Source organism: Alteromonas confluentis, from assembly GCF_001757105.1.
Taxonomy (GTDB): domain Bacteria; phylum Pseudomonadota; class Gammaproteobacteria; order Enterobacterales; family Alteromonadaceae; genus Alteromonas; species Alteromonas confluentis.
Map to the genome: position 1 here is coordinate 77,599 of NZ_MDHN01000005.1, position 22,815 is coordinate 100,413.

The 22,815-nt window shown below is 47.0% G+C and carries 22 protein-coding genes; 10 read left to right on the forward strand and 12 right to left on the reverse strand.

Translation table 11 applies throughout. From position 1 onward, the window contains the following. The first annotated feature begins 36 nt into the window (after positions 1-36). Positions 37-963 carry a DMT family transporter gene (locus BFC18_RS02230; RefSeq protein WP_070123564.1) on the forward strand — a complete coding sequence of 309 codons (927 nt, stop codon included), beginning with the start codon at positions 37-39 and terminating at the stop codon, positions 961-963. A 112-nt stretch (positions 964-1,075) separates the two neighbouring features. On the opposite strand, the gene iolB is transcribed toward BFC18_RS02230, so the two are convergent. After that, complete coding sequence (iolB, locus tag BFC18_RS02235) at positions 1,076-1,891, reverse strand: 5-deoxy-glucuronate isomerase (protein WP_070123565.1); 816 nt, start codon at positions 1,889-1,891, stop codon at positions 1,076-1,078. A 301-nt stretch (positions 1,892-2,192) separates the two neighbouring features. On the opposite strand from iolB, the gene BFC18_RS02240 reads away from it, so the two are divergent. The 4 genes from BFC18_RS02240 (at position 2,193) to BFC18_RS02255 (ending at position 5,344) form a co-directional block, all read left to right on the forward strand. Continuing rightward, complete coding sequence (locus BFC18_RS02240; RefSeq protein WP_070123632.1) at positions 2,193-3,503, forward strand: putative bifunctional diguanylate cyclase/phosphodiesterase; 1,311 nt, start codon at positions 2,193-2,195, stop codon at positions 3,501-3,503. A gap of 74 nt (positions 3,504-3,577) precedes the next feature. After that, complete coding sequence (gene astE, locus BFC18_RS02245) at positions 3,578-4,615, forward strand: succinylglutamate desuccinylase (protein WP_070123566.1); 1,038 nt, start codon at positions 3,578-3,580, stop codon at positions 4,613-4,615. Next, positions 4,608-5,024: an HIT domain-containing protein gene (locus tag BFC18_RS02250; protein ID WP_070123567.1), complete on the forward strand. Its 417-nt coding sequence runs from the start codon at positions 4,608-4,610 to the stop codon at positions 5,022-5,024. Before astE ends, BFC18_RS02250 begins: the two co-directional genes overlap by 8 nt. Further along, a complete protein-coding gene (locus BFC18_RS02255; protein ID WP_070123568.1) occupies positions 5,021-5,344 on the forward strand; it encodes a heavy metal-binding domain-containing protein in 324 nt (107 codons plus the stop codon). The genes BFC18_RS02250 and BFC18_RS02255 overlap by 4 nt, the downstream gene beginning before the upstream one ends. Before the next feature lie 26 nt (positions 5,345-5,370). Here the strand turns inward: BFC18_RS02255 and BFC18_RS21350 are convergent, their stop codons facing one another. The 6 genes from BFC18_RS21350 to BFC18_RS02280 form a co-directional block, all read right to left on the reverse strand. Beyond that, on the reverse strand, positions 5,371-5,514 hold the full coding sequence (locus tag BFC18_RS21350) for a DUF2897 family protein (RefSeq protein WP_083272876.1): 144 nt from the start codon (positions 5,512-5,514) through the stop codon (positions 5,371-5,373). Then, the gene (locus tag BFC18_RS02260; RefSeq protein WP_070123569.1) at positions 5,511-6,188 is read right to left on the reverse strand and encodes a M15 family metallopeptidase; all 678 of its coding nucleotides are present in this window, start codon (positions 6,186-6,188) and stop codon (positions 5,511-5,513) included. Before BFC18_RS02260 ends, BFC18_RS21350 begins: the two co-directional genes overlap by 4 nt. Then, entirely contained in the window at positions 6,185-7,312 is a 1,128-nt protein-coding gene (gene dapE / locus BFC18_RS02265) for a succinyl-diaminopimelate desuccinylase (RefSeq protein WP_070123570.1), read from the reverse strand. Before dapE ends, BFC18_RS02260 begins: the two co-directional genes overlap by 4 nt. Next, a complete protein-coding gene (locus tag BFC18_RS02270) occupies positions 7,312-7,656 on the reverse strand; it encodes an ArsC family reductase (protein WP_070123571.1) in 345 nt (114 codons plus the stop codon). The genes dapE and BFC18_RS02270 overlap by 1 nt, the downstream gene beginning before the upstream one ends. A 154-nt stretch (positions 7,657-7,810) precedes the next feature. Beyond that, entirely contained in the window at positions 7,811-8,731 is a 921-nt protein-coding gene (locus tag BFC18_RS02275) for an alpha-E domain-containing protein (RefSeq protein ID WP_070123572.1), read from the reverse strand. Position 8,732: 1 nt separating this feature from the next. After that, complete coding sequence (locus tag BFC18_RS02280) at positions 8,733-10,187, reverse strand: circularly permuted type 2 ATP-grasp protein (RefSeq protein ID WP_070123573.1); 1,455 nt, start codon at positions 10,185-10,187, stop codon at positions 8,733-8,735. 181 nt (positions 10,188-10,368) lie between these two features. Here BFC18_RS02280 and BFC18_RS02285 point away from each other — a divergent pair, with 181 nt between their 5' ends. Further along, on the forward strand, positions 10,369-11,115 hold the full coding sequence (locus tag BFC18_RS02285; RefSeq protein WP_070123574.1) for a proteasome-type protease: 747 nt from the start codon (positions 10,369-10,371) through the stop codon (positions 11,113-11,115). A 48-nt stretch (positions 11,116-11,163) separates the two neighbouring features. On the opposite strand, the gene BFC18_RS02290 is transcribed toward BFC18_RS02285, so the two are convergent. The 3 genes from BFC18_RS02290 to BFC18_RS02300 form a co-directional block, all read right to left on the reverse strand. Next, positions 11,164-12,234: a zinc-binding metallopeptidase family protein gene (locus BFC18_RS02290; RefSeq protein ID WP_070123575.1), complete on the reverse strand. Its 1,071-nt coding sequence runs from the start codon at positions 12,232-12,234 to the stop codon at positions 11,164-11,166. A 97-nt stretch (positions 12,235-12,331) separates the two neighbouring features. Further along, positions 12,332-12,832 (reverse strand): PTS glucose transporter subunit IIA, encoded by a 501-nt coding sequence (locus BFC18_RS02295; protein WP_070123576.1) that lies wholly within the window; start codon positions 12,830-12,832, stop codon positions 12,332-12,334. A gap of 6 nt (positions 12,833-12,838) precedes the next feature. Continuing rightward, positions 12,839-13,225: an ACT domain-containing protein gene (locus BFC18_RS02300; protein WP_070123577.1), complete on the reverse strand. Its 387-nt coding sequence runs from the start codon at positions 13,223-13,225 to the stop codon at positions 12,839-12,841. A gap of 293 nt (positions 13,226-13,518) precedes the next feature. Here BFC18_RS02300 and BFC18_RS02305 point away from each other — a divergent pair, with 293 nt between their 5' ends. Next, on the forward strand, positions 13,519-13,884 hold the full coding sequence (locus tag BFC18_RS02305) for a VOC family protein (RefSeq protein ID WP_070123578.1): 366 nt from the start codon (positions 13,519-13,521) through the stop codon (positions 13,882-13,884). Between the two features lie 80 nt (positions 13,885-13,964). Then, the gene (locus tag BFC18_RS02310; RefSeq protein WP_070123579.1) at positions 13,965-15,047 is read left to right on the forward strand and encodes a patatin-like phospholipase family protein; all 1,083 of its coding nucleotides are present in this window, start codon (positions 13,965-13,967) and stop codon (positions 15,045-15,047) included. Positions 15,048-15,090: 43 nt separating this feature from the next. Here the strand turns inward: BFC18_RS02310 and BFC18_RS02315 are convergent, their stop codons facing one another. Then, entirely contained in the window at positions 15,091-16,860 is a 1,770-nt protein-coding gene (locus tag BFC18_RS02315) for a GGDEF domain-containing protein (RefSeq protein ID WP_070123580.1), read from the reverse strand. A gap of 515 nt (positions 16,861-17,375) precedes the next feature. Between BFC18_RS02315 and BFC18_RS02320 the strand changes: the two genes are divergently transcribed. After that, complete coding sequence (locus tag BFC18_RS02320) at positions 17,376-18,587, forward strand: MFS transporter (RefSeq protein ID WP_070123581.1); 1,212 nt, start codon at positions 17,376-17,378, stop codon at positions 18,585-18,587. 24 nt (positions 18,588-18,611) lie between these two features. Here BFC18_RS02320 and BFC18_RS02325 read toward each other — a convergent pair whose 3' ends face one another. Further along, complete coding sequence (locus BFC18_RS02325; protein ID WP_070123582.1) at positions 18,612-19,727, reverse strand: mechanosensitive ion channel family protein; 1,116 nt, start codon at positions 19,725-19,727, stop codon at positions 18,612-18,614. A gap of 307 nt (positions 19,728-20,034) precedes the next feature. On the opposite strand from BFC18_RS02325, the gene BFC18_RS02330 reads away from it, so the two are divergent. Beyond that, the gene (locus tag BFC18_RS02330) at positions 20,035-22,692 is read left to right on the forward strand and encodes an ATP-binding protein (protein WP_070123583.1); all 2,658 of its coding nucleotides are present in this window, start codon (positions 20,035-20,037) and stop codon (positions 22,690-22,692) included. Positions 22,693-22,815 lie beyond the last annotated feature (123 nt).

Consider the following 22,815-nt stretch of genomic DNA (forward strand, 5'->3'; position numbering starts at 1 on the left):
CATTACGCGGGGGTTTTTATTTAAGGAGAGTTTCATTTGCAAAACAACGCACAAAGCTCAGGGCTTTATGCTCATTTATTACTCGTAGTCGTAACATTATTGGCTGCATCGGGCTGGTTGTTTTCTAAATTTGTGATCACTGCCATGACGCCCATGTTTTTTCTGGCAATCCGCTTTGTCAGTTCGGGGATCATGGTTGGCGGTATGAAGCCCAGGCAGGTACTGAGTACCTCTCCATCAAAGCGAACCCGTGCACTTTTAACGGGTTGTCTGCTTGGCGCACAAACCGCGTTGTGGGGCTTTGCGTTGATGTTGTCAGAAGGGCTTGGCGTCGGTGCATTTCTTATCAGTCTGAGCTTTTTGCTTATTCCTGTCACTGGCCTGATGTTTGGCTATCGCGCTCAGCCTCATACCTGGCTGGCAGTGGCCATTGCCATGCCGGGCCTGGGGCTGCTGGCGCTACGACACGGATTCGCTTTGGCGCCATCCGATATTTTGTTTCTACTGTCTGCCGTATTGTATGCGCTGTACTTTAACGTAAATGGAAAATACTGCGCTGATATTCCACCCGTAACGCAAACCTGCTTTCAGTTGATTGCTGCCGGAACCGTTTGTTTTATCGCATTTTTGTTTTGGGAGCGGGATGCCACGCAATCCGTCGATGGCGTATGGCACTGGTTGGCGCTCAGTATTGTACTGGCCACCTGCTTACGGTTTCTGTTCTTACTCAAAGCGCAGAGTATGTCGCCAGAAGGGCAGGGAGCAATTGTGATGACTCTGGAGCCGGTGTGGGTCGCTATTCTGAGTGCCTGGTGGTTGCATGAATCACTCAGTGTTATGGCATTAAGTGGTATGGGGCTGATTTTCTTTGCGCTTATTGTGAATGCCATTGGTAGCTTACGGGCCGGTCGAAAGCAAAAGCTTGCCTCTGCAGGTCAATCGGTGGCTGTTTCGGGGAACTAGCTTGGGGCATGTTTCCCCGGTATTGGGTATAAAAAAGGCCTGCTCAAATGAGCAGGCCATAAAATCATCCGTCTGTACCCAACCGCAACGGATGACAAGGTGCTTACCGAGTCTATTCTCCGTAAGCGGGCGAATTGACCCAGTTATGCGCGTCTTCCCAGACAAAACACCAGCGTCTGTCGGGGCCCGCCATCACGTTCAGGTAATAGCTGTTGTAACCGGCTAATGTAGCAACAGGGTGGTAGCCTTTAGGCACCATGACGACATCTTTATTGTAAGCCGCCATCGATTCATCAATCTCACCATCTTCAGTGTAAACACGCTGGAATACAAAGCCCTGGGGCGGGTCAATGCGGTGATAATAGGTTTCTTCCAGGTAGGTTTCGTGTGGGGCATTATCTTGGTCGTGTTTATGCGACGGATAAGAGCTGGTATTGCCTTCGTCGGTGTATACCTCTACCACTAGCAGGCTGTCAGCGGGCTCTGTTTCTGGCAAGATGTTATGTACGTGTCGCTTATTGAAACCTTTCCCGCGGGATTCTGAACCAATGTCACCCGGCGTAATAAGGCGTGCTTTTACACCACCTTTACCGGGCGCTTTGCATACTGCCACTTCAACATCTGTGTTGGCGGTTAAGGTAAACTCATCGTCATTCGGCAGATAAACGGCATAGGGTTTTTTGCGCTCAAATGGGCTCATGCGGTCGCCAATGTTGTTCAGATCAAGCGTTTTTGATTTTACGTTGGCTTTACCACCCACCAGTACCAGGCATACTTCTTTATCTTCAGTTTGCTGGGAAAGTACTTCACCGGCTTTCAGTTCGAAAACTTCAAAGCCAACGTACTTCCAACCCGCAGATTCAGGAGAAATCTCCTGGGTACAGGTCTCGGTTTCAGGTGCACGATATTTTGAGAGTAGTTCAGGCATTGCTCATCCTTATCTGCTGATTATTTCAGTCTTAATGAAAAACACAATATCGCAAATGAAATAAAAATTCCATTAAAAAGTTATTTTGGTTTATATTTTTCGTTAAATTGGTGGTGTAGGGGGGAATTCTTTTCACTTAGCAGGAGTAACTACTCCGACAAGACGGAGAATAAGCGTATTTCACTAGAAGGCTTATGTTATGATTTGCAATACAAAAGAATATTTGCGCAGTCTTCCGTCACATGGTTTCATTCTGCGATAATAAATGAATAAAAACGCACAGAAATTCGGAACGCCCTCAATGAGCCGACTACACAAAAGCCTGGCCACGATCCCCAATCGATATGCTTTTATCGACACCATAGAACAGTGTGCGGGTCGTCATAAGCAATTTTCACTCATGCTGGTGGATGTGGTGCGATTCTCCGATGTCACCACCAGTCTGGGCATCAAAGTTGCCGATCAGTTCCTTCTCGAAATTGCCAACCGTATTGTGCTGCTGTTTGATGACAACGTACAGTTTGGGCGTATCAGTGGCGATGTGTTCGGCATTGTGTTGCCGAATAAAACCCGCAAGAAAGATCTTCACGCCGCCTACGAGCATCTTGTCGAACATTTTAAAACGCCCATGCAACACGAGAATAACGCGTTTATTGCTGACTTCAATGTGGGCGTGGTAAGTGGCACCCAGGAAAATTTTGAAATTACGGCGTTTGTGTCCCGGGGCGAAGCGGCGCTTAAACAAGCGAAAGAAAATAAATACGAAAATTTCCATGCGATGTCGATGTCAGAGAAGGCGCAAACCGGACGTAGTTTGGCGCTAAAGGCCGATCTTAAACGTGCGTTGCAACAGAATGAACTTGAGTTGTATTTTCAGCCTCAAGTCAATCTCAATACATTACAAATCGTTGGAGCAGAGTGTCTGCTACGCTGGAATCATCCACTGGATGGCGTGTTATTTCCCGGACCGCTTATTGAAGCGGCCGAGTCGTATAATATGATGAACGAACTGGCTTATTGGACCTTCGAGCAGGCATTTCAAAACATGTCGCGGCTGGATGCCTACGGTGTGGATATCTCGTTGTCGGTAAACATTTCGCCAACTCAGCTCTATGATAGCAAGCTCATTCCTACGTTGGTGCGTTTGCGCGACAAGTACAATCTAAGCTTGTCTCGTTTTGAACTGGAGCTAACCGAAGATGTTGCGCTGTCGAATTCGTTAATGGTGAAAAAGCAGCTTAATGAGCTCAGCGCATTGGGTGTAGCAATTGCGGTAGACGATTTTGGTAAAGGCTATTCAAACCTGGCATTCATCCGCGAATTGTCGATTAATGCACTAAAAATTGATAAATCCTTTGTAATGGAACTGAGTCAGAACCCGGTTAACCGGGCCATTATCGAAGCAGCCAAAATTATCGGTAAAGCCAAGCATTGCCAGGTGATTGCCGAGGGTGTGGAAACCACGGAACAACTTCACGAGTTGCGTGAAATTGGTATTTTGACCGGGCAGGGTTATTTGTTTTCGAAGGCCGTTCCACTTAACGATTTTGTAGAGCTGGCGCGCAAAGAAATCATGATTGGTGGCTCACCTTTACGCCGCCTTTTGGTGTAATTGTCGACAAAGTTGGTTTTTAACCGCGAACCCGATAAGATCCTGTTTCCTCGTAAACCATTTTCAGGATCTTCATGCTTAGCCGTTTGCTCGCCCATGGCGATTTTCTCAATTTATCCCGCTTTTCCCCTGACGCCGTGAAGCCGCAGACGTTGCAGCTCGAAAACGGTGTGCATGTTCACATTATTGCACCCGGCATCGTCGCTTTTTGTCCGCAAACCCTTAATCTTAAAAGTAAATATATTGTGCTTTCTTCCGGCGTTCACGGCAATGAAACGGCCCCCATTGAAATCTGTGACGACCTGGTAAAACGCCTGTTCACGGGTTCGCTTGTTCCTGCTCATGCTGTATTGTTCCAGTTTGGTAACCTGGACGCTATGGCGATTGCAAAACGCTTCACCGAAGAAAATATGAACCGGCTGTTTTGTGGCGCACATTCTGCCGGGGAAGGACGGGTGAACGATGAGCGTATTCGGGCGAAGCAACTTGAAGATACCATGGCAGCGTTTTTCGCCGATGCCGGAGATAACGCAGAGAAACTACACTACGATCTTCACACCGCCATACGTGAATCAAAAAACGAGAAATTCGCGGTGTATCCTTTCCTGCATGGCAAGCCCTATAGCCGCGAGCAACTGTCGTTCATGAAAGCCTGTGGCGTGAAAACGATTTTACTTTCGGAGTCGGCCACCACCACATACAGTTATCACTCATCTTTGAACCATGGCGCCCATTCTTTTACCGTTGAACTGGGGAAAGTGCAGCCTTTTGGTCAGAACGACATGGCGCGATTTGAAGAGGCGAGAAATACACTCACCTCGTTGGTTTGCGAACCTCACTTATCGCTGGATGATGACTTATCAGACATGGTGATTTATCGGGTTAATCAGGTGATTAACAAGCAGGCTGACGATTTCGAGCTGTATTTTGCTGACGATACCCCAAATTTTATGGATTTCAAACAAGGCGATAAACTGGCGTCAGAAACCGGCGCTAAGTATTTTGCTGAACAAGATGGCGAAGCGGTGGTATTTCCTAATGCCAATGTGGTTATCGGACAGCGTGCTATTCTCACGGTCGTACCGGCTTCACTGGAGTACATAAATGTTTAAACTCGACGCGCGCTTACAGTCCGATACGGTGTTTGTAACCGATCTACCGCTTTGCCGTGTATTGCTGATGAATGACAGTCAGTTTCCCTGGCTCATTCTGGTGCCCCGAATTAACGATTTAGCAGAGTTGCACGAACTGGACGATGCGCAAACCGTGCAATATGTGGCGGAATCCCGCCTTACCAGTAAAGTGCTGCAAAAGGTATTTACACCTTATAAGCTCAATGTGGCAGCGTTGGGCAATGTCGTGCGTCAGTTGCACATTCATCACGTGGCCCGTTTTGAAACCGATGTAGCATGGCCTGCACCTATTTGGGGGCGTCAGGCGGCAGTACCGTATAGCGCTGAAGCGTTGGCGGCAAATCTGGAACAATTACAATCTGCATTTTCAATGGAGGAAAAATTATGATTTTAACGACAACACCAGGTATCGAAGGCAAAACCATTACCCAGTACCACGGTATCGTCATCGGCGAAGCGGTGATGGGCGCAAACATCTTCAAAGATCTCTTTGCTTCTATCCGTGATATTGTGGGCGGTCGTTCAGGCTCGTATGAAGACGAGTTAACACGTGCCCGGAAATTAGCGTTTGCTGAGCTTGAGCAAGAAGCCAGACAAATGGGTGCAAATGCGGTTGTCGGCATCGATATTGATTATCAGGTGATTGGTGACAAGGGCAGCATGCTGATGGTGAGCATCAGCGGTACTGCCGTGCGTATCACTGACTAGTGCGAATATGAGAAATGAAGACGATTTTACTTGTCGTCTTCATCATCCCATTTACGGGGTGTAAAATCTTTCGGTACGTTAAACTTCTTCGACGAGCGCAGCAGCAGGATATTGCCGGCGATGAAGCCGATCACCAGCACGATAATGACAATCAGCCAGGTTGTACTCATTTTATTCCCTCATTCAGCACGTAACGTTCGAACAATTCATCAATACGATTCAGTACCGCATCCTTGCCTTCCATGTCTGCTTTTTCAAGGGCTGAACGCAATGATTCCACACTGCGCTGCTGTTCAAACTGCATCGCTGTTTCGGTATGGCTCAGATGCCAAAGCTCAACAGCCACGCCGCCTTTATTTTCCAGAAACGGGCGATGAAAACCAAAATCACTAAGGTGTTTTTCCAGCCAGCAGGCTAATGTGAAGCAAGGCCCATTTTCGCGGTATTCTGCATCGACCAGTTCAAAATTTTGCCCCCAGTGCTGCACCGATTTACGGTCGAACACATCAATATCGGTACCCCAATGATGGCGACTGCCACCAGGCAGGGCAGACCAGGTGAGAATGGCATCAATTTTTTGGTTGTCATCAAGGGCTGCAAAATCAAGAGCAACGCCACTGGCATCATACAGCGTGGCCTCACCACGCCACTTGCGATTCCATATCGCTAACTGACGATAAAAATCCCGGTGGCTGCTCACTAACTGACAATCAATACCGTCATCTTTTGCCGCTTGTTGCATCGCCAGCCAGGGCCCAGCAACATCCTGGTGAATAACAAATTTGTCATCCACCGGTGTGAGATACGGGTTGTCGATACCGAGCCACACAGAATTTATATTCATGCTAGTAAACGCACCATCATCGCGTAATAGATCTCTGTTAGCGTTTCTAAATCTTTCATAGATACGCATTCATCGATTTTATGGATTGTTGCGTTTACCGGTCCGAGTTCAACAACTTGCGCACCGGTAGGAGCGATAAAACGACCATCCGAAGTGCCACCTGCCGTGGAAAGCTCTGTTTCGCGACCGGTTACCGACGAAATGGCCGCCTGAGTGGCTTCTACCAACGCACCGGAATCGGTAAGAAATGGCTGACCGTTGAAAGTCCAGTCGATGTCATAATCAAGATTGTGCTTGTCCAGAATGGTGGTCACGCGCTCGATGAGTTGCTGATCAGTCACTTCGGTAGAAAAACGGAAGTTAAAGCATACCTTGCAAGAGCCAGGGATCACATTACCGGCACCGGTGCCAGCATTAATGTTGGAGATCTGAAAGCTGGTGGGCGGAAAGAAATCATTGCCGTTGTCCCAATGCGACTGGCTCAGTTCTGCTAACGCCGGGGCGGCGTCATGCACCGGGTTTCTGGCAAGGTGCGGATAAGCCACGTGGCCCTGAATACCTTTTACCGTTAAATCACCGGTTAATGAACCACGACGACCGTTTTTCACCACGTCGCCCACTTCGGTAGTCGACGACGGTTCGCCCACAATACACCAGGTGATTTTTTCGTTACGGGCTTCCAAGGTGTCGATAACTCGAGTAGTCCCGTTAATAAATGGGCCTTCTTCATCACTGGTGATGAGATAAGCAATACTGCCTTTATGATTGGGGTAGTCGGCAACGAAGCGTCGTGTTGCTACCATCATGGCTGCCAGGCTGCCTTTCATATCGGCAGCGCCGCGGCCGTGCAGATAACCGTCTTTCTCGGTGGCAACAAAGGGGGGAGTCTGCCAGGCATCTTCCGGACCACTGGGTACCACGTCAGTATGGCCGGCAAAGCAAAATAACGGACCGTCTGTACCACGGCGAGACCACAGGTTAGTGGTATCTTCAAACACCATGTCTTCATGGCTAAAGCCAGACTCGTCTAGCCAGGCTTTCATGTATTCCTGACACCCGGCATCTTCAGGGGTAACGGAACGACGGTTTATCAGGTTTTTTGCGACATCAATGACCAGGCTCATCAGGCAAATATCTCCTCATATTGTGCAGGCTTGAAGCCTAAATAATAATTGCCGTTATGAATAAGCACCGGACGCTTGATCATCGCTGGGTATTCCAGCATCAACCCGAGGGCATTGTCTTTATTCAGGTTGTTTTTCTGTTCGTCTGTTAGCTGCCTGAAGGTGGTGCCTCGCTTGTTTAGCAGGCTTTCCCAACCAAGGGCGGCTTCAGTTTCTGCCAGCCAGCCTGCTTCCAGGCCATCTTTACGGTAATCGTGGTAGGTAAAGGAGATATCATTCTGTTCCAGCCACTTTTTGGCTTTTTTAATCGTATCGCAATTGCTGATACCGAATAGCTTGGTCATAGTAGTTCAACATCGAAGGGAGAATGGCGGTCAGTCTAATTAACTGCAAGCGACGGTGCAACTACACAACGTAGAATGGTTGGCCAGATGAGCAGAGGGGTGAAAATTTTTACGGCTCCCGAATTGCTCGGTGAGCCGCAAGTTACATAGTTTTCTAAAAGTACGCCTTATTTACTGCCAGATGAATGTCCATCAAACCCGCTTGTATTTCATCAATGACATGATGCAGAGACTCTTGGGTCAACGTATGAATATCGAGCTTTTCTACGATAGTTGAGAGCTGCTCAAACTGGTCACAGACGGCATCGGACTGCGGTAATTCTTCCAGACATTTTTTAATCTGATGGACAGAATGACAAATACTACGCGGAAAGGAATGGCGCTTGAGTAAAAATTCCAGCACGTCGGTGCGGTTTACCCGCAAGCGCATTTCCTGGCGGTACATTTGATAGGCCGACAGTGATTTAAGCACGCCAATCCACTGAATATTCTCAAAAGCCGGGTGTTCGTCAGCCATTTGAGGTAGCAAGGATGCTGAGCGCACATCAATGATACGGGAGGTCATGTCGCAGCGTTCCAGGTGTCTGCCTAAGCGCAGAAACGCATAAGCGTCATCCCGGTTCATGGTGCCACCCACCAAACCGGTAATAGTCTGGTTGGCTTTAATTATCTTATTCAGGCAATTAAAGCGGTGACGGCGGGTAAGCACGCTTTGGCCATCGGCTTTGGCTTGCAAGTGAATATTGTTTATTTCTTCCCAGGCTTCAGAAGGGATAATCTCGCGGACAATGCGGGCATTTTCACGAGCGGCTGCCAGTGAATTGATGATAGAGCCCGGATTGTTCGGGTCGGTCACCATAAAACGAATAACGCTTTTTTCATCAGCAGATTCATAGTTGGCGTAGAAGTTTTCGCGGATTGATAAAATATCCACGATGGGTTCCCAGCCAAGCGGCACGCTGCGAGGTAAATCTAACAGTAGGTGTGTATTTACCTGTATGAGGCGAGCAGTATTTTCGGCGCGCTCAAGATAGCGGGCCATCCAATAAATGTGATTTGCTACGCGGGACAACATCTTATTCGCCCTCCATGTCGACAATCCAAGTGTCTTTACTGCCGCCACCCTGAGACGAGTTCACAACGGTAGAGCCTTTTCGCATGGCAACCCGGGTCAGTCCACCGGTGGTCACAGAAATATCTTCTCCAGATAGAATAAAGGGGCGTAGGTCAAGGTGGCGCGCTTCGGCTTTATTGCCAATCAATGTGGGCGCTGTGGATAGCAGCAACATGGGTTGGGCCACATAGTTACGGGGATCGCGGCGAATGAGGCGAACAAATTTTTCTCGTTCAGCCTTAGTGGCGTGAGGACCAATCAGCATGCCGTAGCCACCCGATTCATTAGCGGGCTTTACTACCATTTCATCAATGTGTTCAATGACATAATCCCGCTCATCTTTATTGATGCACTTGTAGGTAGGTACGTTTTGCAACAGCGGTTCTTCATTAAGATAGAAGCGAATAATATCTGGCACAAAGGCATACACCACTTTGTCGTCGGCTACGCCGGCACCAGGGGCATTCGCCAAGCCAACATTACCGGCTTTCCAGGCACGCATTAGGCCGGGTACACCTAGCATGGAGTCTTCGTGAAACACTTCCGGGTCGAGAAAGGCGTCATCGATGCGACGATAAATAACGTCCACCCGAGATAACCCTTCGACAGTGCGCATATACACAATGTCATCGTCATCTACCTCGAGATCGCTGCCGACAACCAATTCTGCACCCATTTGTTGCGCCAGATAAGCGTGTTCGAAATAGGCAGAGTTATAAATACCCGGTGTGAGCACCACAATCTCAGGCTGCGCCACTTCACGGGGGGATAACTGACAAAGCATGTCATAAAGTTCTGAAGGGTAGTCATCGACCGGCAGAATGTTGTATTTCTCAAACATGTCCGGAAAAACACGCTTCATTACATGACGATTTTCCAGCATGTAAGACACACCGGAAGGCACCCTCAGGTTGTCTTCCAGCACGTAAACCGTACCGTGCTGATCGCGTACTAAATCAGAACCACAAATGTGCGCCCATACGCCGTGTTTGGGTTTTACCCCTAAACACTCCGGCAGAAAGTTTTTGGAATTAATGAGAATGTCTTCAGGCACAATACCAGCACCCAAAATACGCTGCTCGTTATACAAATCGTCGATGAACATGTTGAGCGCTTTCACCCGTTGTTTCAGGCCAAGCTCAATTTGTTGCCATTCTTTTTTGTCGATAATGCGAGGGATAATATCGAAAGGCCAGGCTCTGTCGATGGAGCCTTCTTCTTCGGTGTACACGGTGAATGTAATACCCATCACGTGAATGGCTGTGCTGGCCGCCACCCGGTACTCTTCGATATCTTTGTCGGATAATCCCCTGAGGTATGAGCACAAATCTACCGCTGCTTCTCTTGGCTTATTTCTGCCTTTGATTAGCTCGTCATAAAATGGGCCCGTAGCATAGTTTCCCCATCTGATTGCCATGGGCTATTCCTTCAGTTTTATTACAATGATCCAGTTATACTTATCTAACTCGCTTTTTGACCAAAAATCAATCGCTAATAATAAGGTTTAGTATAGTTTTTGATTGCGTTCAGACGCGTGTGGATGCATGCTTGGCAGCGGAGTTAAATCCTTGTGTTTCTACTGTTACGAAAGGTGAGTTGTGACTTATTGTGTTGCTATAAAAGTGAATAAAGGGCTGGTATTTGCTTCGGATTCACGGACTAACGCGGGTGTGGACTACATTGCTACTTACAGCAAAATGTGGCGGTTCAACTGGGAAGGCGATCGCAGTATTGTGCTGCTCACGTCGGGCAGTCTAGCCACATCCCAGGCGGTGGTCAATGCGGTGAAGCGGGATCTTGAAAACCCGGCGGCCAAATTTAACCTGCGATCGGGAAAGCACCTGCATGAGTTGGCAGAATACGTGGGCAAGCTTAGTCAGGCTGAACAAAAACAACATGCCGAAGCGATGGAACGTTCGGGCAGTAGCAACGAGTCTAATTTTATTATCGGCGGCCAGATCGCCGGCCAGTCACCAGAGATTTTCCTTATTTATCCCCAGGGTAATTATATCTCAGCGTCAGATGACACGCCGTATCTGCAAATTGGTGAGAACAAATACGGTAAGCCCATTCTTGATCGCATTATATCCGGCGCGACTTCGCTGGAAGATGCGGCACGCTGTGCCATGGTGTCACTGGATTCCACGATTCGCAGTAATATTTCTGTGGGGCCGCCTATTGAACTGGCAATTCATACGGTGAATCAGATAGAAGAGCCATATCATCAGACATTTACCATGAACAGCACGATGTACAAGTCGCTGCAGAAACACTGGACCGAAGGGCTTAAGCGAGCATTTAATCGGTTGCCGCGGTTTGAGTGGGAAAAAAAGAAAGAATCGTAATTGGAAAATGGCACCCACAGGGTGCCGTTTTAATATGACCTGAAAAAGCTAAAGTTGTTCATGAAGCAGGTTGTGAATAAATGCCAGCTTATACTTAGCTGGTTCAGTTATTACAAATGGGTAGGCATCGTCCTGGCCCATGCTGCGGTTCAAAGCGTTTAACACGGTTGTAAGGCGACACCAGTCTTCATAAATTTTGTCAAAATCTGTTTCTGCACTGCGACGATAACGTTCTGCCAGGGGGTTGCACAACTGGTTCTGCAAAATATTCACGCCGTAGTCGTTGGCCGTTTCAAGGGTGTCTACAATGTGCAGGTAATGTGCCCAGCTTTCCGCCCAGTCCTCCCAGGGATGCATACTGGCATATGCACTGATAAAGTTAACATACCAGTTATGGACGGGTCCGTTCGCGTAATAGGTATCCATAGCATCGGTATAACTGAGTCGTTCGTCGCCGAACAGTTTACGATACTCGTCAATGTGCCGGGTGCCGCGGACTAATGTATCCCAGTAATAATGCCCGGATTCATGTCTGAAGTGCCCGATGAGCGTACGATAGCTTTCGTTAAGCTCATCGCGCATCTTAATTCGGGATTCATCCTCTGCCTCTTTCAGGTTCAGCGTAATAATGCCGTTACAATGGCCGGTGATTACGGTGGATTTTACTGTGAGCTCCTCACCAAATTCGTCTTCGGTAACATCTTCGAGAAAACGGAATTTCATCCCCTTTGAATCCGGGGTGGTTTGCTGGCTGGTATCCAGTCTCAGTTTTCGCAATGTGTAGAGCAGCCGGCGTTTTGCCTGTTCCATATTGAACCACAAAGACATGTTATCAGGCTTGGATAAATCGGGAATGGTTTCGGTCAGGCGGCAGGATTCGCAAAGCGACTCTTGGTCCTCAACTGGAAGTAGCCAGTTGCATACATTATTGTGGCTGTAATTGCTGCATGGACGGTATTGGTTGCCATTCAGACAACTTACCCAATGACCGTCGTTGCTTACGTCACAGGCCGTGAGCGTCATTTCCTCACTGATAAATCCGAGGGGACGATGACAAACCAGGCATTCTGAGTTAGCAAAATACAGCGTGTTACCGCATTCGCACAGGAAATTTCTCACGTTAAAGCCTTTGTGAACGATATGAATTTAGGAATTTATAGCATGTTTACGTGAATAACGTATGAAGTGCTATTAAAAATTATCAGATTGATACGGACTAAATGTAAATATGGATTAACGGGTCTTCTGCGGCAACGAACTGCTGAAGATGGCTAGCAACCACCGCCTTACACTTATCGCCATTTCGAACGCATATTACTCCGGTGGGTTCAAAGCCTTGTTGTTTCAGCCATTGTGGCTGAAGGTGCATCAGTGGTGTACCTGCTTTTACTTTCTGGCCCCTTTTCACTAAACGCTCGCATTTTTCTCCCATCAAGTGGTGCGGGTGTGGTAGCAGGTTAATCCACAATTTCAGCCCGTAGCCGGTTTTAACCTTAAGTTCATAACCGCTTTCTGGTATGGATTCGATCAAGCAGTCTGCAGGCGCAAATACGGTATGTCCGCTATATCTGAAAGCCATTGTTGCGCCCCACATGCCAGCTTTATGCAAAGGAAGGTTGAGCGCGCCCAGGTCAATGCGGCTGCCATTTACCGGAGAGTTTACAACAAACTCTCGTTGATATTGTTGGGGGGCGGTAGTCGAAAATCCGTGAGTCATAGTGCGTTACTGCTCGATAATGGTGTAACCGTCTTCGCTAAGTGCGCTAATGGCATCGTTTAGTTTATCTGCTTTTACCAGAAAAAAATCCGTGTCGAAAGTAGACACAATAAACATACTCACTTTTGCGTTGGCCAATACGGTGCCGAGATTTGCCATAATACCCACCATAGATAACTCCAGCGGGCCAAGCAGTTCAAGCGCGCGCCAGCCTTCATCCGATTCAAGAGACATCAGCTTAACCGAAGAGGGCACCACAACAGAGAGCGTGTCTTCCGTTTTGCCAATAAAATAATAATCGCTGCTCAGGACAGATGCAGGAATAGCTGAGTGAGGGTCAAAGGCATGAATGGTAAATTCACTTTTAATCACGGCAAGCGTTTGTTTGGTCATGCTTAAAATTCAGTTTTTGAGAGAAACTCATTAAATCACTATCGTTGAATAACTTCCACGTGTTATCCACTTTATCTGTGGATAAGTTTGTTGAGTAGTGTGTGTGGAATTTGTAACTCTATGATTTTATGCGCTAAAAAAAGGTGGTCAAAACATGTTCAGTGGATAACTGTTGCGAATTTCCAAGCATTTTCCACAATCGGTGTCTACCTCTGCGCGAAAAAAAATGTGAAAAAAAGCGAAATTCTTTAAGCTGTTCGTCTTGACTCTTCATTTTATCTCTGGAGCAGAAAATGAGTGATTCCACTTCCGATTGGCGTGATTTAACCGTAGACGATGCTGTTGCTGTGAGCGATTTTTATGTTGCCGTGCTGGGGTGGCAAAAAGAAGCCCTTGCTATGGGGGAATACAATGATTTCATCGTTAAAGACAGTGACGGTAAAGTCATGGGTGGCATTTGTCACCGAAAGGGCCCAAACGCTGAGGTTCCCACGGGATGGTTGCCGTATTTTACGACCCGAGATTTCGATGCTTCAGTGAGTCAGGTGGTGGAGCAGGGCGGTAAACTACTCTCTAAAGTGCGTGAACACGGTACAGCGCGATTCGTGTACGTGAGCGATCCATCTGGTGCCTATTTTGCCCTTTATTCAGAGGGTTAATAACACCAGGGCAATGACAATCCTGATGATGGCTGATAAAGTCAGCAAAAGAATAATAAAACGCAAATAAGGAAATCACGTTGACCGCGCCATTGAATATTTATGCTGGCCCAGGCGCGCTGGCAACGCTCAAGGAAAACGGCTTTTATCCACTGCTGTTTAATTACTTTCTCGGCGCCTCGGGTGGCCCCAAGTGGTTTGTGCTTGCGGGCCTCGACAGGGTGTTGTTTCCAGAATGGTTCGATACCCGTGGCGGGCAAGTACAAGTCATTGGTTCTTCCGCGGGGGCGTTTCGTGCTGCTTGTGCGGTGCAAAACGATCCGCTGGCGGCCATTAATCGACTGGCAGAACACTATTCCACGACGGTTTATTCGAAAAAGCCCACTGCCAATGAAATCACCACCAAAGCCCGCGAATTGCTGCACCATGTGATTGGTAAAACCGGGGCTTACGAAATCATCAGCAATGAACGATTCAAAGCACACATCTTTGCCGTACGTTGTCATAAAGCCATGGCCAGTCGGGGCCGTTATACCCAGCTTAACGGATTATTGATGAGTGCTGCTGCTAACGCGGTACGGCGAAAAAATCTGAATATGTTTTACACCCGGCATGTCTTTTCAGCGCCGGGTAGTGAACTCACCATTCATGATCCGTATCAGTTGAATACTGAACGTAGCGAATTGCAGTTTGTTAACGTGAAAGATGCCTTACTCGCGTCTGGATCAATTCCACTAGTGTTAGAAGGCGTGGAAAAAATTGTCGGCGTACCTGAAGGTGTGTATCGAGACGGCGGCATTGTGGACTACCATTTTGACTTATCCTTCGGCCCCCGCAAGGGTCTGGTGCTTTATCCTCATTTCTTCGATACACCCGTACCAGGATGGTTCGATAAAAATTTGAAACGACGATTACCTCACCGTAGTAGTTACGACAATGTGGTGATGCTAGTGCCGTCTGCCGATTTTGTTCAGTCTTTACCTTACGGGAAAATACCGGATCGCAAAGACTTCAATACCATGGATGCCAAAACCCGCATTAGATACTGGCAAACCGTGCTTAGTGAAACAGATCGGTTAGGGGAATACTTTATGAAGGTAACAGAGGATGGCAGCGTGATGGATGTGATAAAACCGCTGCCGTTTGCTTGTTTGGATGGCTAAGTACCCACTTTAAGGTTAACTGTGGGGAATCAGCCGGTCAGAGTTATTGTGACCGGTGATTTAGGCCAATTGATGTCGCCATGTCATCAAGAATATCATGCAAGCCGGTTATTTTTTCATTGGTAATGAAGATACTCACCGTCGACTCTACTTTAATACTGCCGGCTGTATCACCTTCTTCCAACGCCTGGGCTATGGCAGTTCGCATGCGTTCAAAGTAGGGACGCGCGCTACTTTCCTCAACATTGTGCAGGCACATAATAAACTGCTCTGTGCCAAATCGGCCCAGAATGTCGCTTCCACGAATGTTGTTTTGTAGCGTTCGAGCAATGGCTTTAAGTACGCTGTTAGTTTTACTCGGGCCGAGGTATCGGGTTATTTCTCTGAAATTACTGATATCAAAGACGGCAATGCCGATTGCGCGACCTTTGTCTGGTGCACTGAGCTTACCAATACGACTAATCGCGACTTCCGAATTCAACAGCTGCGTGACAGGATCGATGGCTTTAGCGGCAAGGAACTTGCGACGCAAGAAATAAGTGGCGAGACTGCCGGTAATGATAAATACAGCAAGAAGCGCCCACAGAATTCTCTGTCGCGCTTGCTGCTCAGCTTCAACTTCTGCTTCCAACCCATAAATACGGTTATACAGGTTTGCGGCACTCAGCACCCGGGCTGAATCTTGTTGTTTAATGCGCTTGCGCTCAGCTTCCATGGCGAATACATCGTTGGCAACGCGTGCTTTCTCAACATCACCCAGCGCAAGGTAAATTGCCAGATTAAAGCTGAGGTAGTCAAGATTGGTAGCGAGCCTTGGTGGTATTGTATTTTTCTCGTCTTTAAATTGTTGAACATAGTCGACAAGACAGACAAGGTTACCGTTGTGAAGGCAAATTTCGGCTTCATGCCATTTATAAATTAGTGTGCCGAATGAGCTGGATACGGCGGAGACCGCCGCTTTGAAATCAGGCAGGGTTTTTTCAAGATTCTCAAAATCTCGGTTTTTACGGTAATAATACACCAGCGAGTTATAGTAAAAATAGTTGGTGAGCGGTGTGTTTATGGTTGCATTCAACGCCGCATATTCTTGAATACGTCGATAAGCCTCTTCGTTCTGACCACTGCTTTGCAGAGAAACAATGGCACTGATCAGCATGCTTAACTTATTACTTCCCTCGTAAAATTGAACGCCCATGTCATGGGCTTTGAGGAATTGTTCTGCGGCCAACCCGTGTTGTCCGAGTCCGCCGTAAAGTAAGCCGATGGAGTTGTGTATATGGGCAAGTTCAGCGGGGGAACCGTCTTCATAAAAACGCTCAAGGATACTGAACATTTTCCCTAATCGCTCTGAAACATCGTCGTACTCGGAACAATAGCTGATCATGCCCAATGATGAGCTCATATAAATATCGCTGTGTTTTTCTGGAGATGATAAGGAGCGAGCCTGGCGATAATATTGACAGCGCGTTGGGTTTTCCTGAGCATCGTAAATAAACCCGATCTGGTTTATCGCAGACACATAAGTATAGGAAGCCTTATCGATGTCTGGCTGGTCCACAAGATCTCCAAGCAGAGTGAGTGCGGATTCGAAGTCACCTCGACAAATCAGAAATTGGCCTTTAGCACTGATTAACGCATTTCGCTGAGTCGTCGTCAGTGACTCCTGGTTCAGCGTGGCTTCAAGCTCAGGAAAGAGGCTGTCGTTGGGGCAATCGTAAGAGGGTGCTCGCACCTTTTCTATGACAGCGTCGATATCATCATTGTCGAATGCAGATACTGGCAACAGTAATCCTAATACTACAAGCCAGTACATTGGTGTTCTTCTCATACGTCTTTCTAATTTTTCTTTTAGTGTAACCACTCAAGCAGAGAATGACTATTATTCTCACTTTGGTAGTCGGAAAAAGTGATACCGCAACTCGGCCGATGCCGAGCAAATTGGTATTACCCTGCTATTAAACCTTATTTCGAAGCCGCTGATAAATTCAATAATTTGTATATATTATTAAGCGCTTGTTACAGCCATATTTATTTCTCTGATCAAGCCGTTTTTAGTCTGATGAAACACCTTAATCGTGTGATAAATAGCGTTGTTCAAACCCGGCACCAGTGCGTTATAATTCAGTTATACCAAAGGATTGGTCAAACTCTAATAACATCGACGGCCAAATCTGAGCAATCTAAGATTGCGCATTTCAGATTCCCGCAGCAAAAAAAACCTTACACCCTGTTTTCTAAAATGATGATTGTTGGTTTATCCACCGGACAACGTTTGGTGATCACTGACAGTTGTTACATTGCTTTTATTTTTCCTGACAGAAGGTATTTATGACAACTCACCACGGGACAACTTCGGCGTCTCCGTTCTGGCCAATTGTGATCATGGCGCTTGGTACGTTTACGCTTGGGCTTACTGAATTTGCTTCAATGTCGATGCTGCCACTCATCGCAGCATCTTTCGATGTTTCACCTGCCATGGCGGGCAATGTGATCAGCGGTTACGCGATTGGCGTTGTAATTGGTGCACCGCTATTTATGTTGCTCACCAATAAAACGAACCGACGAACAGCGCTGGTCTTGTTTGCGTCGATGATGTTCATAGCCAATGGGTTGAGCGCTATTGCAACGTCGTTACCGGAAATGGTGTTTTATCGTGTGCTTAGTGGTTTACCGCACGGTGCCTATTTTGGTACGGCGTTATTGATTGCGTCAGATATGGCACCAAAAGGCAAGCGTGCGAGCTACATGTCGATGGTGTTTATGGGCCTGACTATCGCCACCATCGTAGGCGTACCTATGGCTACGTTGGTTGGCCAAGCGATGAGTTGGCGTGTGTGCATGGCTATCGTCGCTGTACTGGCTTTGGCCGCTGCAATCCTGATTCGCTTTGTTGTACCCAGTTGCCCCATTACTCAGCCAACACGTTTGGGTGAAGAATTCGGCGTACTTAAAAATAAACTGGTGTGGACAATTTCAGGGATCATATTCGTTGGTTTTGGTGGTGTGTTCTGTATTTACACTTACCTTGCTGACACCATTATTAATGTAACAGAAGCGCCAGAAGTCACCATTTCCATTGCTATGATGATGTTTGGTTTGGGTACCACCATTGGGAACTGGGTATGTGGACGTATGGCTGACAAATCTCCTCTTGCTACCACCGGTATTGCGTTGGTTTGTAGTGTGGGCATTTCTATTATGTACGTTTTTGCCGCCCACGATATCTATTGGTTGTACCTCAGTGTGTTTTGTCTGGGTGCTTCCGTGGGGCTGGCTGCGGTTATTCAGTCGATGCTACTCGATGTGTCGCCTACCGGCCACGCTATGATTGGTGCACTCGTGCAGTGCGCATTTAATACGGCTAATGCTATTGGTCCATGGGTGGGAGGCAGCCTGTTGGCTTCCGGTGCAACGTTTAACGAAACCGGCTATGCCTCAGCATTGCTTTTTGCTGGTGGCTTTGTCATGTGGGGATTAAGCTACATGATGATGCGTCAGAAAAGCCGTACGCCTCAAGTTTGTAGCTCTGCAAGCTGCTAGAGCGGCTTTAAGTGTGTGGCGCAGTTAATTTTTCTGCGCCCGCACCACGGCTTTGGCTTTACTGGAAGCCAATATGTTTGCCGCATCCTCCTGATCCACATTAATTGCCGTGATCGGGAATGGAATCACAATGCCTTCTTCATCAAAGCGTTTCTTCAACATCTTCATAAACGCACTTTTTATAAAAAAGCGGTTAAAATACTCACGCGTTCTCAGCATGACGGTAAGGTTAATACTGGAATTATCGAAGGTGTGAAACAGCACGAAAGGTTCGTAAGTAGGTACACCGTATTCATGATTGTGCAAGGTGTATTCCGCCACTTCCAGGCACACTTTTTCAACCAACTCTAAATCAGACGAGTAATGTACACCTACCTCGACCGGCACAGACAGTTCCCGTTCGGGATAATAGTAATTTATCAATTTAGAGTTAGATAACTTACTGTTGGGCATGATCACAATATTGTTCGGTAGCATTCTGACCCACGTTGACCGCCAGCCAATTTTCTCAACAAACCCCTGTTCGCCGGAATCCAGTTCGATAAAGTCACCTACGCGAATTGGCTTATCGATAATAAGTTGTATACCTGAAAAGAAATTCTCAAGGGTGGGCTGAAGTGCAAGGGCAACGGCCAGAGAGGTGATACCTAACGACGCAATTATGGGTGTTATGGAAACGCCCATCGTACTAAGTATTACCAGGATTGCCAGGCTAGCGAGAATTGCACGCATGGCTCCGCCGGCAATGCTGCTGGTATTCTTAACTAATGTGGATTCATTCTGATAACGGCGCAGGGAGTAGGTAAAAAAGCGTTCAAAAAACAGGAAAAAAGTGAGAATGACGCCTGCTTTCACCACATGTTCGATAATCAACTCAGTGCGGTCGTTGATAATCGACAACCATTCCAGCAGAAACTTGCCAAGTACCACCATCACCAGAAAGATAAACAGGGTGAGAGGGGCGTCAAGTGACAACACCAAAATTCGGTATATGCCAGCCATAGAGCTAGACTCAGAACGGGCTTTTTGCTTCAGACGCACCAATATGATGCGCTTTGCAATGAACAGCGACACGATCACGGCGAGAATAATGCCGAGGGTAATCGCTTCCTGGGTCTTTAAGAATGCGGGAATGGTCATTTTGAGGATTCTCTGACAAAGCTAGATGATATTGTCTACTGATCAACCAAGCAAAAGGTGCACCAAGGTCAAGCTGATCTTCACTTGATACTACCCGTAGATAAAATCATCAATCTGCTCTTCATGCGCTATTGTTTGCAAAAAGCGGCTAGAAGTAACCGGTCTCTGAAATATGTTGTTTATCGCATTTAATGATTCACAGTTTGTTATGTTTAACAGTCTCAATGGTTGTGTGATAGTTTGACTTTCGAAATGAAAAGACTCGATTTTCGCGAAAAATCCGAGCGAATAAAAGGTAAAAATTTTAATGAGTTACGACCCAAAATCCTTCCCTTATCAGAAGTGTGAACATGAGCCTATTCACATTCCTGAAAATATTCAGAGTTACGGATTTTTGCTCGCTTTCGACAAATCAGACCTCACCATCCAAATAATCAGTGAAAACGTAAGAGAGTTATTCACTGAAGAGGTGATAGGCAGGGAGTTTCTCACCTTGTTGTCTTCTGAAACCGATGAAAAGCAGTTTCTACAAGAAACCTTCGACCGTGTTTCTAAAAGCAAAATACGTCTGCCCATTAAATTGCGCCTTAATCGTGACATACTTGCTTCGCATCAGGACGAAGATTACCTTGCTGTGGTGTATGACAGCAGTGGCTATTACGTGGTCGAATTCGAGCCGGCCACAGAATTTCGTGATACCTACAGTGCTGAGCAATTTATAAAGTTATATGCCATGTCTGTAGCTCCGCGTTTCAAAGAAATGGCTACGTTGAACGAGATGGCCGCCGAAATGGTATCGACCATCCGTTATCTGACGAGTATGGACCGCGTTGTTTTATACAAATTCAACGAAGACTATTCCGGAAAAGTTATCGCAGAAGCAAAAGCCGATGATATTTCATCTTATGAAGGGCTTTATTTTCCGGCTTCAGACATCCCAAGTCAGGCGCGAGAGCTCTATAAAACTAACTGGGTTCGCCTAACGCCTGATACTGAACTGCCGCCGTCGAAGCTTATTCCCACTAAGGAAGAGATGGGAAGAGAACCATTGGATTTATCGCGTTCACTATTGCGCCGTTTTTCTCCTATCCATTTGCAATATATCCGTAACCAGGGTTTGCGAGCGTCATTCTCTATTTCCCTCGTAACCGAAGGTGAGTTGTACGGCTTGATTTCTTGTCATCACCGAGAGCCTTGCTACATCCCTCAGGATGTGCGTTTGCAATGTGAAAACTTGAGTCAGCTGTTCAGCTGGCACTTACGGGCAAAAGAAGAAGAAATTGCCCGTGTGAAAAAAGAAGAGACCGATAAAGCCGTCGATTTAATGCTGGATAAAATTGGTCCTTCCAATCCCATTGGGCGTGTTGTGAAAAGTGGTGAGCAAGCGTTTCTAGATGCGTTGAATTCAGACGGGTTCATCTATTTTTCTCAATACGAGACCATTTCTCTGGGCGATGTTTTACCTGTCGATCTGGTTAAAGCCATCTTTTTGAAGGCGAGTCATAGCAATGGTTTTCCTTTCACCTGTGACAATTTGTTTGAAGCGTGGCCTGAGGCCAAAGAGCACGGTATTGCCGGCATTATGATCATTCCACTTTTTGAGAAAAAGCGCTATTTCACGGCCTGGTTCCGAAAGGAGAATACGCGTTATCAGCGTTGGGTCGGTGTGGAAAACGAAAAATCTGAAGATGCTCCCAAGGACAAGCGCTTAAAACCGCGTACGTCTTTTGCTGTGAACGAGCGGGCTATTATGGGGTACTCCAACCCCTTTGATCGTGCCGATATCGAAACGGCAAACCGACTAAACCGCATGTTTCTGGTTTACGCTCTCGATGTACAGGAAAAAATGCATATCAGCATTCAAGAATTGGAGCGTCAAGATCGTTACCGCAACGAGTTTTTAGCCACCCTGGCTCACGAATTACGCAATCCATTGGGGCCGATTACATCGGGGGCTGCAATCCTCGAAAGCGTGGATGACGAAGCGACACGCAAGCGGGTCACCTCAATCATTGGTCGCCAGGCTGCGTATATGTCAAAACTGGTCAACGACCTCATGGACGTATCCCGCATTACTCAGGGCAAAGTGAAGCTGGAATTCGAAAAACTGCTTATACACGATGTAATATCGCAATCGCTTGAAATGGTGAATGAACACATCCAGCAGAAAGGCCACCACATTGATGTGGAATACCCTGCTGAGCACGTGACCGTTTACGGCGATAAGGCGCGGCTTAGTCAAATATTCTCCAACGTTATCCATAACGCAGCCAAGTACACTGAAGAAGGTGGTAAGATTGCAATTAGTGTTCGCGGTGAAGGTTCGTTAGTAGTAGTAGAAATTGCCGACAACGGTATGGGAATTCCCCAGGAACGCCTGGCTGATGTGTTTAATATGTTTACCCAAATTGAGGCCCATTCCACCCACACGAAAGGGGGCTTAGGCATTGGATTAACATTGGTAAGTAAACTCGTGGCACTGCATCACGGTGATATTCGTGTTGAGAGTGACGGGGCAGGAAAGGGGAGTTCATTCTTTATTCGTTTGCCTATTTCACGTGTCGCCTTCGATCAAACCACGATGGGATCGGATGATCATGCTACAACGGCTGAAACTCGGGTGATGTTTGTCGACGACAACGCCGATCTGGTCGACACCTATTGTATGCTTGCAGAGTCTATGGGTTACAAGGCGCAGGGCGTTTCCGACCCTAAAAATGCACTGGCGTTGTTTAAATCGTTCAAACCTAACTGCGTGTTTCTCGATATCGGCATGCCCGATATTGATGGCTACGAATTATGCAAAGTATTAAAGAGCCAGCCAGAAGCGGCGCAGGTGAAATTCTATTCTCAAAGTGGGTGGGGGACCGACCGTTACCTGGAAGATTCGAAAAAAGCCGGTTTCGAAAAACATTTAGTGAAGCCCCTTACTAAAGACATCATTAAAGCGTCAGTGGAATCGTAATTTAAGTGATTATGGCCGAGTGTTTTTCGGCCACTGCTGACCAATTCGCCACCTGTTGATTGTTAATCAAACGAATGGGCTGCAACACGTGGATAAAAGCAAAAAATCACTTGCACCCCTTGA